Source organism: Agrobacterium sp. GW821-FHT02D03 (genome assembly GCF_059421725.1).
The window spans coordinates 506382-520445 of the sequence record NZ_JBWKVN010000002.1; the positions used below are offsets into that span (position 1 = coordinate 506382).

Annotated in this window: 14 protein-coding genes; all 14 read right to left on the reverse strand. The window is 50.9% G+C overall.

The annotated features are described in order from the left end of the window. Position 1 precedes the first annotated feature (1 nt). Positions 2 to 625 (reverse strand): NeuD/PglB/VioB family sugar acetyltransferase, encoded by a 624-nt coding sequence (locus tag AC07U5_RS15780; protein WP_494723577.1) that lies wholly within the window; start codon positions 623 to 625, stop codon positions 2 to 4. After that, on the reverse strand, positions 615 to 1754 hold the full coding sequence (gene neuC, locus AC07U5_RS15785; RefSeq protein WP_494723578.1) for a UDP-N-acetylglucosamine 2-epimerase: 1140 nt from the start codon (positions 1752 to 1754) through the stop codon (positions 615 to 617). The genes AC07U5_RS15780 and neuC overlap by 11 nt, the downstream gene beginning before the upstream one ends. Then, positions 1751 to 2782 (reverse strand): N-acetylneuraminate synthase, encoded by a 1032-nt coding sequence (gene neuB, locus AC07U5_RS15790; RefSeq protein ID WP_494723579.1) that lies wholly within the window; start codon positions 2780 to 2782, stop codon positions 1751 to 1753. The genes neuC and neuB overlap by 4 nt, the downstream gene beginning before the upstream one ends. An 11-nt stretch (positions 2783 to 2793) precedes the next feature. Beyond that, on the reverse strand, positions 2794 to 3594 hold the full coding sequence (locus AC07U5_RS15795; RefSeq protein ID WP_494723580.1) for an SDR family oxidoreductase: 801 nt from the start codon (positions 3592 to 3594) through the stop codon (positions 2794 to 2796). Then, positions 3578 to 4273, reverse strand: a complete 696-nt coding sequence (locus AC07U5_RS15800; protein ID WP_494723581.1) for an acylneuraminate cytidylyltransferase family protein — start codon at positions 4271 to 4273, stop codon at positions 3578 to 3580. Before AC07U5_RS15800 ends, AC07U5_RS15795 begins: the two co-directional genes overlap by 17 nt. After that, positions 4270 to 5235: a Gfo/Idh/MocA family protein gene (locus AC07U5_RS15805; protein ID WP_494723582.1), complete on the reverse strand. Its 966-nt coding sequence runs from the start codon at positions 5233 to 5235 to the stop codon at positions 4270 to 4272. The genes AC07U5_RS15800 and AC07U5_RS15805 overlap by 4 nt, the downstream gene beginning before the upstream one ends. A gap of 25 nt (positions 5236 to 5260) precedes the next feature. Then, entirely contained in the window at positions 5261 to 5917 is a 657-nt protein-coding gene (gene hisH, locus AC07U5_RS15810; protein ID WP_494723583.1) for an imidazole glycerol phosphate synthase subunit HisH, read from the reverse strand. Then, a complete protein-coding gene (hisF, locus tag AC07U5_RS15815; protein WP_494723584.1) occupies positions 5914 to 6675 on the reverse strand; it encodes an imidazole glycerol phosphate synthase subunit HisF in 762 nt (253 codons plus the stop codon). The genes hisH and hisF overlap by 4 nt, the downstream gene beginning before the upstream one ends. 17 nt (positions 6676 to 6692) lie before the next feature. Beyond that, entirely contained in the window at positions 6693 to 8015 is a 1323-nt protein-coding gene (locus AC07U5_RS15820; protein WP_494723585.1) for an N-acetyl sugar amidotransferase, read from the reverse strand. Between the two features lie 161 nt (positions 8016 to 8176). After that, complete coding sequence (locus tag AC07U5_RS15825; RefSeq protein WP_494723586.1) at positions 8177 to 9343, reverse strand: CDP-glycerol glycerophosphotransferase family protein; 1167 nt, start codon at positions 9341 to 9343, stop codon at positions 8177 to 8179. A 74-nt stretch (positions 9344 to 9417) separates the two neighbouring features. Continuing rightward, a complete protein-coding gene (gene asnB / locus AC07U5_RS15830; protein WP_494723587.1) occupies positions 9418 to 11175 on the reverse strand; it encodes an asparagine synthase (glutamine-hydrolyzing) in 1758 nt (585 codons plus the stop codon). A 2-nt stretch (positions 11176 to 11177) separates the two neighbouring features. Then, positions 11178 to 11744: a sugar transferase gene (locus AC07U5_RS15835; RefSeq protein ID WP_494723588.1), complete on the reverse strand. Its 567-nt coding sequence runs from the start codon at positions 11742 to 11744 to the stop codon at positions 11178 to 11180. Beyond that, positions 11735 to 13213 carry a lipid II flippase MurJ gene (locus tag AC07U5_RS15840; RefSeq protein ID WP_494724259.1) on the reverse strand — a complete coding sequence of 493 codons (1479 nt, stop codon included), beginning with the start codon at positions 13211 to 13213 and terminating at the stop codon, positions 11735 to 11737. The genes AC07U5_RS15835 and AC07U5_RS15840 overlap by 10 nt, the downstream gene beginning before the upstream one ends. A 5-nt stretch (positions 13214 to 13218) precedes the next feature. Next, positions 13219 to 14046, reverse strand: coding sequence for an aldolase/citrate lyase family protein (locus AC07U5_RS15845; RefSeq protein ID WP_494723589.1), 828 nt, complete (start codon positions 14044 to 14046; stop codon positions 13219 to 13221). Between the last annotated feature and the right edge of the window lie 18 nt (positions 14047 to 14064).

Genomic DNA, 14064 nt, shown 5'->3' on the forward strand with positions numbered 1-14064 from the left:
TCTAAAACCCTCTTGTTATTCGTCGAGCCGGCACGCCGGCTACTTTAAGATCAGCCGATACATCATGAAGGACGACTGCGCCCGCGCCGATAACTGATCTATCGCCCAGCGAAACACCCGGAAGAACTGTTGCTCCTGCCCCTACTAAGACATGATCCCCCACCCTCGCGCCGCCTCCCAGAACAACTCCTGGAGCTATATGGCTGAAGTCCCCGACTGTCACATCATGATCGACAACAGCACGGTGATTTACGATGACGCCCATACCGATGGTAGTACGAGCCGCGACGACAGCGGCGGCAGCAACAAAGGCGCCAGAGCCGACTTCTGCAAATGAGGAGAGAATTGCTTGCGGATGAATAACCGTATTTGGTACATTTCCGGGCGTAGAGAACTGCTTGTAAAGCCGCTCGCGCGTACTGTTGTCACCGATCGCAACATGAAAATTGCCTAGGTCTGCATCATCATTCAAAAGAATGACCTCAGACTTGAGAAGCCATCGTTGTGTAGCTGACACGTCTTGCGAGTAGAAAACTAAAGAAGAAACCCCCTGCGACAATGCAGAATCGCCAACTACGGCAGCATGACCTCCGGCGCCTATGATACTGAGGGACTTAGTAGGCATTCGACTTTCTCAGTAACTCGCTCGGCAATGGTAGCTCCTCAAGAATTTTTGCGATACGCCTCCCCGTGCGCCCGTCGCCGTAAACATTATGATATCTCTTCCTACCCAATCTCCGGGCTGCACTGATCGCTTGTAAAATGGAGACTCTGTCAGCAGCTGTATCAATGACATTATCATTGCGCTGCCTTAAATGCTGCCGTGATCCGATATTGACGACAGGAATGCCGAAGGTAGCCGCTTCGATAATTCCACTGCTCGAATTGCCTACAAGAATATCAGCGTGTCGCAGCAATGAGGCGAACTGTTCTCTGAGCAAGTGCGTTTTAAGGACAATGCGACCTTCTTGCGCATACTGCTCAAGAACGGTGGTTATCATGGCGCTTCCAGGATCGGAATTTGGCCTAAGCGCAATCACAGAGATCCCTTCCGATAGCAGGGCCTCGAGAATTGCTTCTATCTGCTCATCAGCCTCAGCTGCTTCCTGCAAAACAGGATGATATACGAGCAGAGCAGTTTTTTTATTCAAAGCTAACCCAAGATCGGTAAAAAGTTGGCTATGATCAAGGATTGCCAACTCTTCAAGACCATCCAGCCCTGGCGCACCAACCACCCTTATGGTGTCCTTCTGCTCTCCCATCTTGACGAGACGCTCGCTACTTTCTTCGGTTGCAACAAGATGGAAATGAGCGAGTTTGGAAATCGCATGGCGCACAGACTCATCAATTGTACCCGACCGCTCACCGCCGTGGATGTGTACCACCGGAATTGACATATGGCCGCCGGCGATCGCCGCAGCAAGCATTTCGCCGCGATCTCCCAAAACCACGATACAATCCGGTCTGTTATCAGTAAAAACATCGACAAAGCCACTCAACATCGTTGCAATGTTTTTAGCCAGCGTGGCACCATCCGTCTTCACAAGATCCACAGGCACTCTTGCGACAATCGGCAAACCCGAGTTTTCTATCTCTGTCACTGTGCTGCCGAAGCGCTCGTCTAGGTGCATGCCAGTAGCAACTATGCCAAGTGTCAGCGCTGAACTAGCTTGAATCTGTTTTAAGCTTGAGCGCATAAGCCCGAAATCGGCTCGGGTGCCAGAAACATAAATAATTCTACGATGTGTCTTCACAGGAGGTCTTCCCAGATCAGCGTTTCTCCTGCAGCAATATCTCTAGCTGCCGTCCGACCGAGGGTGTCAGGCAAATTCTTGGGCTGAATGCCTGTCCCAGGTCGCATCAGCGCGAGATCGCCCGGAGTCAATACGCTGCCGACGGGAATAGATCTTGTTGTCGTGACGCTCCGTCTCACCAGCATACGTACGGGAATTTCAGATGGAGCCGGCGCTTTCACGCCGTCACCAAAAGCGTCTTCAACCATCCTGATTTGCTCGATCATCTTCTTCAGTTCTTCCGCATCAAGCGACGCGGCATGATCCGGTCCTCGCGCGGATTTATCCAAAGTAAAATGTTTTTCTATGACGCATGCACCCATGGCAACGGCTGCGGTCGAAACGATTGTCCCTAGAGTGTGATCCGAATACCCCACAGGCATACCAGTTAATTTACCTATGGTAAGCATAGCGCTGAGGTTTACGTCTTTAACCGCTGTCGGATAGTTTGAGGTACAATGCAGAATTGTCAAAACGCTCTCTAATGGAGTCAAAAAATTACGCACGCGACGTTCGTCGTCTATCACAGCGATCGCTTCTTCAATCTCTGATAAATCGGCCATGCCCGTGGACATAATAATGGGCAAGTTTTTAGCAGCCATAAAACGCAAGAACGGGTGGTTGGTGATCTCACCAGACGGTACCTTGATGCGTTTAATGCCAAGACTGACCAGAAGATCGAGAGCGTCCTCATCGAAGGCTGTTGACATGAATTCGATGCCGTTGCTGGCACATCGCTCCGCTAGCTCAAAATGCAACTCATCAGATATTTCTAGTGCTTTAAGCATGTCATACTGGTCGCCGTCACCAGTTGAGCGTTTTTGATACTCAGCTTTTTGAGCACCTCGAGAGGTCAACTTCTGTGCTGAGAAGCTTTGAAACTTTACAGCGTCCGCTCCACTTTCCGCTGCCACATCGACCAGACGCTTAGCGAGGTCTGGTTCGCCATTGTGGTTTACACCTGCCTCTGCGATTATAAAGGTCGACATTTAGATGGTTCCTACCATGCGTTGAGGCCGCCATCGACGACAACGTTCTGCCCGGTGATATATGATGAAGCATCTGAAAGCAGAAAGACCAGTGCACCCGACATTTCGTCCTGGTGAGCCATTCTACCCATAGGAACGCGCCTGCTATACGCGCTTACAAAAGTTTCGTTTTGGCCACTGAATACCCCGCCCGGCGTTAGAGCGTTTACTCGAATATTTTTATCACCCCAATATGCGGATAGATATTTTGTGAGCCCCCACAAACCCGCTTTGGATGCGCTGTAAACGGCTGGCGTATTGATTTTACGCCCTTCATATATCGACCCATCATAAATACGCTGATCTGGTGCCATTATACCATAGATGGACAACGTATTAACGATAGCCCCGGCGCCCCTGGAAACCATAGCCTTGCCAAAGATCTGGCAGGAGATCATAGCGCCAGTCAGGTTTACCCCCATCACGGTATTCCAATCATCAAGGGGAAAAGTCTCAAATGGTTCGAAAAAATTATCTGTTTTGACCGCTGCGTTGTTGACTAAACCATAGACGGGACCAAGTCTCGCCTCAATCTTCTCACTCGCTACACTCATTGCTTCGGGGATGGTAATATCGGCCGCAAATGCTTCCGCTAGACCCTGACCCTTTATCGCATCGACGACCGCTTGGGCTTTAGGTAAATCCGGTTCAATTATTGCTACACGAGCTCCAGCTTCCACCATTGCCTGGACCATACGTCTACCTAATATTCCGCCACCGCCGGTAATCACAATGGTTCGGTCTTTGAGAGAGAAGTTAGCGCCGTGTTTCATTCGCCATCTCCATTAACTTCTCGACGATGAGAAAATCGATCTCTGAATCTATATCAATAGATCGTTCCCGCGGCATTTCAAAAAGCTTGACCCTACCGTTCCACAAACCATGCTTCAGCGCTTCGACGCGCCAAACATAGATGGACGCATTCATGGAAAAAACTTGTGGTGCCGCCTGACGGCCCACGATGTTTGTTGCGGGCTTCTTAACTAACCCGATATTTCCGTCCGGCTGAACCTCCACCATGTTGAAATATGGATTTTTCTCGGACTTAAAGCCTGTAATTACAACGTCGGTGTTAGTATCGAATAAAGCCATAGCCTCTTCGATATCGCTGACGTTCCGTAGAGGGGAGGTCGGATCCAGGTCAACGACACGGTCTAAATTTAGACCCGCACGCTGCAACTCGCCAACCAGATGGTCAATAACCGGGACCTTAGCCGCAGAGCTGGTCGCTAGTTCCGCAGGACGAAGAAAGGGCATAATCGCACCAGCCCTTTCTGCAATACTAGCGATCTCTAGATCGTCAGTGGAAATATAGACGGCGTCAATACCAGGGCAAGCCTGCGCTTGTTCGATGGTATGTACGATGAGCGGCTTGCCACACAGCAAACGTATGTTTTTTCTAGGTACGCCTTGAGAACCCCCGCGAGCGCAAATCGTGGCGATCGTAGTCATGCTAATGCTCCAAGCTTATCAGCTGTGATCGCTAACTCAGTACTTAGAAGACCGTCCTCTAAGCTTGGTAGCAAAGTGCAGTCCTCTCCGCAGGCGCCCGCTAAGAAAGCTTTCATCGCGCTAACGTAGGTGGAGGGAATGTCAAAATCTGCAGGATTCTCAGTCAGAACTTCGCTTCTATCAGGGCTTAGCAGTTCCAACCTCCGCAGAGACAGATCCCAAATCAGCGTCGCTTCGGCTCCAACGAGTTCATAGCGCCGGATCGGTCGGCGGGCAACGTAGTCGACGCTGACTGTGACGAGGCTCCCGCTCCTCGCACGACCTATCATCGTCGCCGCACTTTCCGCATCAATTTCGAGAGCTGGTAGGTGCATAGTGTGACAATGGTCTATTCGGATATCATCAAGAAGATAGCGGGCTGCATCGAGCTCATGGCTCAAATCAAATACAACGCCCCCTCCTTCTGCTTTTCGCGCGCTGTAGCTGTTGCGAAAATCCACAGTCGAGCGCCAATCCGGCAACCACTGGCCCGCAGTAAATGAAGAGCGCGCAATCTCTCCGAGAGAACCTTGCTCAACCAGCGTTCTGGCAAGCCGCAATGAGGGCAACAGCCTCAAGTTGTACCCAGTCGCATGTGTAATTCCTGGCCGCTGTGCCAGCGCTGCGCGCACACGAACGACATCATCCATTGCAGTGACGACAGGCTTTTCCACATAAGTAGGTATGCCAGCTAAGATGAGATCGACGAGAACGTATATGTGTGCAGCGGACGGTGTCGCAAGTACTGCAACATCAGGTCGCATCTCAAGTGCAGCATCTAGGTCACAGACGACTGCAGCACCAGCTATGGTTTGTCCAGGCTTTCGTGCGAGCACTATGATCTCTGCATCCGGTAGCAACGCATGAATGTTGCGAGTATGTCGCTGCCCTATTGAACCGTAGCCAATTATCAAAGCACGCATGAGCCTGCCTCCTCCGCATTAGGATTCAGCTTCCAATGAAACTGCGCAGCATCTCAATTCCAGCTTCCCCACTGCGCTCCGGATGGAATTGGGTTGCGGTGATGTTTCCGCGTTTAATTGCGGCGGTGAGCCTATGCCCCCCATAGTCACACTCAGCCAGGCGATCACGAGGATCTGTTGGTACCGCGGCAAAGGAATGCACAAAATAGACAGCAGTACGATCTGGGGATGTCCCTCTCAGTATCGTACCATCCCAAGACCGATTTGTTTCCTTCGGTGCAAGCAGATTATTCCACCCGATATGAGGTATGCGCTGAGAAGTACCATCAAGTCCGCGCGGCGGAACTGGGCGAACCCACCCCTCGATAAGTCCGAGACCTTCAGTGTCACCGAATTCTTCGCTGCCATCAAACAGAATTTGCATTCCCACGCATATTCCTAACAGCGGACGACCGGTTTCTACAAAACATTTTATTGCATCTTCATGGCCGCGAGCCTTTACCTCGGCCATGCTGTCTGAAAATGCCCCAACCCCGGGTACGACCAATCGTTCCGCAGAACTGGCCACTCGAGGATCCTCTGTAACAGCAAGGTGCGCACCAGCATGCTCGAAGGCACGCGCTACGTTGAGCATGTTGCACATACCATAATCGAGCAGAGTAACTTTGTTAGAAGAGCTCATCTGCTTCTGACCTCAAGTCCAGCATCTAGAGCACCTCTCCGTATTTCAGGAAGAGTCATGCGCCCGTAATGCAGAACGTCAGCCATAGACACAGCGTCAGCTCCACCCTTCTTCGCGGCTTCTATGAGGTGTTCGATGCTTCCCATCCCTCCGCTTGCTATAACCGGAATGGTCACCGCGCTACGAATTTGCTCTATCAGATCGATATCGAAGCCTTTGCCTGTTCCTTCTCGATCAACAGCAGTGATCATGAGTTCGCCCGCTCCCATATCAACCCCGCGTCTAGCCCACTCAATCACATCTAACCCAGTTCGCTCGCGACCGTTATCTGTGTAAGCTTCCCACCTTCTCAATGCCACTTGCTTGGCTTCAATCGAGAGCACCATGGCTTGGGACCCGAAGCGACGCGCGACCTCACTTATAAGTTCTGGCCGGGCGATGGCTGCCGTGTTTATAGCGACTTTGTCCGCACCAGATCGTAGGAGGTGACGCACGTCATCTACTGTGCGGATGCCGCCACCTACTGTAATGGGAATAAAAATCTTATCCGCTGCCCTAGAGATAATGTCGGATAGATTATTGCGGCCATAAAGACTGGCAACGACGTCCATATAGATCAATTCGTCCGCACCGGCTTGATAGTACCGCAATGCGAATTCGTGAGGATCGCCCATCACGCGCAAGCCTTCAAGGCGAACTCCTTTTATAAGGTTTTTTCCTTTGATGTCGAGCCGCGGAATAATTCTGACATTACTCATGAAATCGACGTTCGCATCTAGTTGTCATTCTGCCAAACAGCGTGCCGCAACTGCCACTCGTCATTTTCTAGTTTCCATAAATGGGGTGATCGAAACGTGTCGCCAAGGCGATCGAAATACTCACGATCCATGAGCGGCTGCTCGAACATCTTGCTCGCGACAGGGAAGTCCTTTTCAGGAATCGAGAGATAACCGAAAATCTCATCAGCAAAACGGGTTGGAAACTCATGGTCAAATCGCTTGACGAGGGCCACCCCTTCCTCGCGCTCAATGTCTCCAGAGCGGATTTCCTGCGCAGCATCATAACTGGCTCGGCCGAGACCAAACTTCGCCCCTGTCGTGTAATAATGGAAATCGTCAATCCGATCATCGATGCTATTGTATTTGCTGTAGGTTCCCGGGGTTCGCTCGGGAGACGCCTCGAATCCCCCGTGCTCTACTGCATAATAATAAGCACTTTGAGGATGCCACTTAAGATAGTAGCCGAGGTAGTGAACCTCAACACCGAGTTCGTCAATTTGATCAGGATTTGCAGGTAGATAAGGCAGGAGATCCTGATGCTCTACACCATAGTCCGACTTAAGTTCAGCGATCGAGACGCCGCCAAGATAGACCTGAGATTGATCCTTGGCAGTGAAATACGACCAATCACGCTTTGCAGTGTCAGTATCGCCAATAGGATTACCGTACTCCGCCTCATTTTCGCCGTAGAAGACAAGTGGAATTTTGTGCAACAGCGCCATCTTGGGCGCTAAGGATTTCTGGCCAAACATGAAGGCTTGAAAGGGATGGAAAAGCAGATCAACCGCCAACCGAGTAAGCAGCCTGTGCACACGACCATTCGGAGTCATCAGAAGATTATCATGACCAGCGTGAATCCAGCTTTGGAAGTTCCGCCAACCCCATTCTGTGTAGACATGCGGGGCCCAGGTCACCGTGAGTGGATGCATGCCGTACTTTGTGCGTAGGATGTGTGAAGCGTAGAAACTATCCTTCCCACCTGAACCAGGAACGATACAGTCATAGCTGCCCTCGGTGCTCCGATGACGGTCACACAGTTCACGAAGTTGCTTATCGCGGTCCTGCCAGCTAATCGCGCCGTGCTTTTGTTCGGCGAAGCGGCAAGCATCGCAAATCCCATTTTCATCGAAATGAATGGTTTTCTTTAACGAAGACTTGGTGTGGGTATACTCAACAGCGGAATTTGGACGCTGATTGGATATGACGCATCTTTTGCAAAATTTCACGTCTTTAGGTAGCCCAAACTTAGCAGGCAAGTCGGTAGCATCCGGCGCAAATTCAGATTTGTCTATGCTTCCTGGGTAGCAGATATAAGGCATCCGATAGTTCCTTTGAGGACTCAATCGTCCTACTGTTTTCGCAGCCTGAGGGCGGATCCAGAAACAATCACTGCCTCCGTTAGGTTAGCTTCGCCGCCCAATCCATTCTTCTCACATACGGCAATTAATCCGTTAAATCAAACCCTTTAGCCCTGGGGCGCCTACGTTCCAAAGCTCGGCAAGAGTGCTATAATTTCTTCCGCAACAGCCTGCGTTGCAGCCTTTCTTTCGTTGACTGCTTTGACCGGTAAAGCCTCGCGGGCCAGTATCTGGCATAGCGCCTCATGAAGATCATCAAGATGAGTAACGCCAGTTGAAATTCCCATTCGGGAATAAGGCGCATCGGCGGTGAAAACGGAGCAGTCGACAGATACAACTGGTCGTCCCGCGAAATGCGCCTCAACTCCAACAGTGGACGCCATTACCACGACCGCATCAACAGAATGAATAAGTGCATGAAGGCTTTCCGTTCGATTGCTTAAGTACACATCTTGTTCGGGCTGGAACTCTACGTTCTCGCTTGGGTGATACCGTACGATGAGCTTCCAATTATGCTTTTGCCTGACGACGTGCCTCAACGCCACCTCAATGCGACGAGGAAGACTTGGATCACCTTTTTCCCCAGTGAAAGGGTGGCGCTCGGGCTCAACATTAGACGCCCAAAGAAGCACTTTATCATTCGCGTTAAACCCACGCTGGGCTCGCAATTCTCGGCGACTCTCTTCCAATTCAGTCGCGAAAATCGCATCGAAAGCCGGGTTGCCTGTGATTATGATAGATTCCGGAGAGCATCCTCGCGCAACCATGAACTCAGCAACCTGTTCGTTTAGCACGCAAATGGTCGTAGCATAACCTGGCTCTGCTATCCACTTGACTTCCTGAAGTCCAAACAGATCGACCACGCAGACGGATGGTATTCCCAAGTTGCGAGCAGCCATGAGAAGCGCCCGCTCAGAGCGAGGCGAATTAGTAGCGACAACGACGCGCGGCCGTATCTTTTGAAGTAAGGCCTCCATCGTCCTAACTGGTAGAAATCCCTGACGGCCATTTTTTTTGAAATGGCTTCGGGCAGCTATTTCACCTTTCGCGACAACGAGATCCCTAAAGTTTAAGCCGTGATAGGCGACACTCTCAGAATGATGAACAATAGAGCCTGGGACTTCCGGGCCTGCTAACTCCAATCCCCATGCTTGCACCTGAGCATCGTTAGCAAAATCGAGTTCGTTGTATCCGAAATAATCAAGCCCATGGTGTTCAAGGTCGGCCTGAGCTGTTGTCAGCCCCAGAAAGGCAGATCGAAGACCGTGACGTGTGATCGCTTGCGACACTGGGCGCAACATTGTCACGTGTCCGCCCCCGTACGCGGCGAATAGAACGTCGATTTGATCGTCAGGCGGCTTTCTCATGAAACAAACGTCTTTGCCCAGTGTTCAAAGGCGACCAGCGCACGTATCTCCCGTGTATTGTTCGAGGAACCTTCAATATGACTTTCTAGCAAGTGAGAAACTTCATCCGAAAAGAGGCCAGCACTGCGACCGAATGAAGCTTCTCCTAGCATCTTTCGGCAATATTCACGCAGTTCTTGACGAAACCATTCACCAACTGGGACGGTGAACATCTGTTTTTTCCGATAAGCAAGATTCTCGCCTATCATAGGAGCTACCGCTTTTTTCAAAATGTACTTCGTAACGCCGTTCCGAAGCTTCATGTTACCAGGCATGCGAAAAGCCAGTTCCATCATCCGGTAGTCAAGAAAAGGAGTTCTGGCTTCAAGTGAAACAGCCATTCCCATCCGGTCGGGTTTCACGAGATTGTTGCCGGAGAGAAGCAGCTCCATGTCGATATAGAGGGCCTGATTAACTCGATCCCAATGCGGCACCTTGTCGAACAGTTCTTCAACCAGTCCATAAGAGCCAGATCGAGGTATTCGACGCTGATAAAGTCTTAACTTGTCCTCATCATGAAAAAGGCTGATGTTTCGATAGTAAGCGCGTCTGAAGACCTCGTCACTCATCGAATCTACGTCGGCTTCGAAGAAAGTCTTATACTTATCGTAGCCAGCAAATAATTCATCACCGCCATCGCCAGTCAGCACCATTTTCACATGCTTCGAGGCCATCTCCGACACTTTAAACGTAGGCAGGAACGACACATCGCCGTGCGGTTGATCGCAATGGTAAGTTGCCATCGGCCAGAGGTTGAGCATGTTGGGTGCCACCCTCTCAGAAATGTGATCTGTTTGAAACAAATTGGCAGCTTCTAGTGCGAAGGCTGTTTCATCATATTGAGGATCGTTAAACCCAATTGAAAAAGTCTTCACCGGCTTGGTCATATGACGCGTCATCAGCCCAACTATTGTCGCAGAGTCCACTCCTCCAGACAAGAACGCGCCAAAGGGTACATCTGAACGCAACCTAATCCGAACTGCGTCATCCAATGTGGCGTTAATTTCGTCAATCCACGACTGCTCACTTTGTTCTCTCTGCTCAACCTTTGACAAATCCCACCAGCGTTTGTGCTCAGTGCCGTCTTTGTCTACCTTCAACCAGTGCCCGGGAAGGACATGTCTGACACCCTTGAACATCGTAAAAGGCCGCGGCACGTAATTAAAAGTGAGAAAGTGGTGCAGTGCATCATCGTCCATTGGCAAAGAGCCGGTAGCGGCTAGGATAGCTTTAATCTCCGAGCCAAAAATCGCGCAGTTTCCATCGTCATAAAGGAACAACGGTTTTACACCGATCCTGTCGCGGATCAGATACAGACTTTGCGCTCGCCGATCGAATATTGCGATTGCAAACATGCCGTTGAGCTTCGACAAAAAATCTATGCCTCGTTGCTCATAAAGCCGCAACAATACCTCAGTGTCAGAATGGGTTCGGCATGCGAATGGAGTTCCGCGCAGTTCGTTAGCTAGTTCGACGTGGTTAAAGATCTCGCCGTTTTGGACTACAACGACATTGCCGTCATCGGAAATGAACGGCTGGCCGCCCCCAGAGACATCGATGATAGAGAGCCGCTGATTGCCGAGCGCGATACCGTCCTCACTGAACACGCCGTTATCGTCGGGTCCACGATGAACGAGCGATTGCCCCATGCTCGCCAACGCCGTTTCTGAAACGGACGCACCAAGGCGGTCAAAATACCCAAAAATTCCGCACATCGTCAATTGCCGCCTTTAGTAATTACTTGCCGCATCGTCAGAAGGATAACCTTCATGTCGAAAAAAAATCCCAAGCGATCCACATATTCTAGGTCGTATCGAAGACGCTCTTCTGGCGTTGCACTGGATCGTAATTTTGCCTGTGCCAAACCTGTAATTCCGGGTCTTACGCTGTGCCGTTTAGCAAACTCGACGTCGCTGTAAAGGCTCCGCTGTGCTGATACATCTGGGCGCGGCCCCACTAGGCTCATTTCGCCTTTAAGTACGTTCAGCACCTGGGGTAATTCGTCAAGACTGTATCGACGCAATATTCGACCTACCGGCGTGATACGAACATCGTCGTCAGCAGTTGAATATCCACCCGCTTTATCTGCGTTTTTGACCATGCTCCGGAATTTGAGCATGTCGAAGGGACTGCCGAACAACCCTGTCCTCTTTTGCCTATAGAGCACAGGCGCACCGTCGTATGATCTTATGGCGATGGCAATGATGCACCAGATCGGAAATGTGACGAGTAGGACGATCGTGGCCACAAGCACATCGAAGCTTCGTTTTAACATTAGATCCATACCGTTCTGGTTACACGAGAGATCGCACTAGCGAATGCGATAGAGAGACCAATAGCCCCGATCGCAAACGCAGCACCCAAGTGAGCTGACTGCGTGTCGATTAAACTGAGAAGCGCTCCCGATAACCCAGTTGCCGCTGAACTGGCTGCGATTGGTTGGATAAGCATTTTGGCTATCCATTGCCACCCAACGAACGTTGGGTGGCGGGTACTTCGAGCGAGAAACAGCGCGCAGGTTAGATGAAAAAATGGAAGCGCCAGGATCGATATACGAGCATCCTCTAATGCTACGCCCGGGAGGGAAGCCATAGGGACCAGCAAAGCCGCTGCAACCGTCATTTTTAATAAACGTCCCGTTTCCCCGCGAGCGTTAAGTAGCGCGCTTGCCATCGAACTGACTGCGATGAAAGGGAGCGTTAGGAAGCCTAACGCTGCCAAGTCACTAACCAGTCTTAGGTCGGCCGAGGTCATGCGGCCACGGCCAAAGACCACGGACACTAGATCATTGGAGAAATAGACACAGGGTATTGCGATGCAAAGCGATAACAGCAGACTCCTTTGCAATCCACTCTCAAAGATACGATGTTGACCGTCGAGATCTCCTGATGCTCCGGCTTTACTTAAGGCTGGGAAAGCAACCGCGCTGATCGTAGTGATCGCAATTCCCAGCGGCAACTCCACTAGCTTAGCAGCAAAGTTGTAAGCGGAGAGGTTACCCGCGCCAATCAGAGAGACGATCGCGCGCAGCATAACAGGAACAAAAAGCACCAGAGTCGAGGCGCCAAGTGCCTGCGTGAAGCGGATTGCTAACACGCGGAATCGCGTTGGGTCCTGCGAATTCGGCTCGAGAGAAAGATAGGAAACGCAGACGACAAGCTGGCTCAGATAGCGCAAAAGGGCAGCCGATGCGACAGCGACTGCGAGGACACTTAGTTCGTTCCCAGGAACGGTGCCAAAATACAGCGCCGCAATAATCACGGAATTAAACAGCAAAGTTCCAGCACCTGCCAGAAAGAATTTCTCTTCAGCGTTCAGTAGCGCAGTGGTAATCCCGGTCAGTCCAGCCAAAGGAATTGCGAATGCGGTAATCGCAAAAACGGAGGAATACTCGCTCGATGGTACGTCTGCATAGCCCGGCGCAAAGGCGACGATCAGTAGCTTCGGGAACACTGCGATTACAGCTGCTATGGCTCCGAACGAAGCACCCACAAGCATGCTTATCGAGAAAAAAACTTTCGTTCGCGCCAGCCCCTGAAGGCGTCCAAACTCCGGGATCAATGCAACACTCAATCCGCCCGCCAGCAAAAGATTGACGAAGAGGTCTGGGGTCGTAAGGATAACTACGGCAAAGTCGGCGTCGCGCGACACGCCGAAAGCAACCCCAAGCTCAACCTCGCGAACAAACCCCGCAAACCGCCCCAAAAGAAGAGTCAAGCTTAGCACTAGGCTTGCTGAGGCGAAGCGTGGCATTTTGTTCAAAAACCGCCGGCCTTCGATGCTACAATTGTAGAGATCCGCTCTGATACTTCAGCATGTACGGCCAGTAATTCTTCAGCTGGAGCGTTGCTGTAATTGTGGTAAGCGTCCTGCAACTTTGCCAATTCTGAGGCAAAATCCATTTGCCGCTCAATATCCTCAATCGTCAAACTGTTCCGATGAAATGTGCGAGACAGGATGGCACCAGTCGACTTAAACCTAACATGTTCTGCAATAATCATCCTCGCTGGAAGCAACCCTTCGTCCGCTCGCGCTAGACCGCCGATGCCCAAAGGCAAACCTGCAAGAACGATCACTTGAGCTGCAGCTTCAACGATGCCATCAACCAAAGGCTGGAACATAAAGGTATTGCCAATATCTAGATGTAGGTCGTTCAATCCGATATGTATCTCGTCGACACCATCAATGGATACTATGTCGCATAGCTCATTGACTCCGCCTACGGTTTCCAAGAGCAAGCACACCCGCACCCGTTTTCGAACAAGATTGCAAAATTTTTCCACCGCGCTTGCCGTACGAAACATCGGCAACATCAGTACATCAGCACCGAGCTTGATAGCACGATCGATCTCGCTTGCTGAATCGAGATGTAGAGGATTGAGCCTAACTATTAGGTCTTTGTCTGGAATTGCTGCTCTGACGCGCTCGATGTCTCCGAAATCGTGACGGCTGATAACCGTCGAAAGATGCCCCTGACGTTCTACTTTGCCAAGCAGCTCGAGATCCACCATCACGCGGTCCACACCCCGATCCGTAACAAATTTAGCGAGCTCCGGAGAGTTAGTAATGAATATAAATCGCATCATTGCCTGCTGATCCGGACT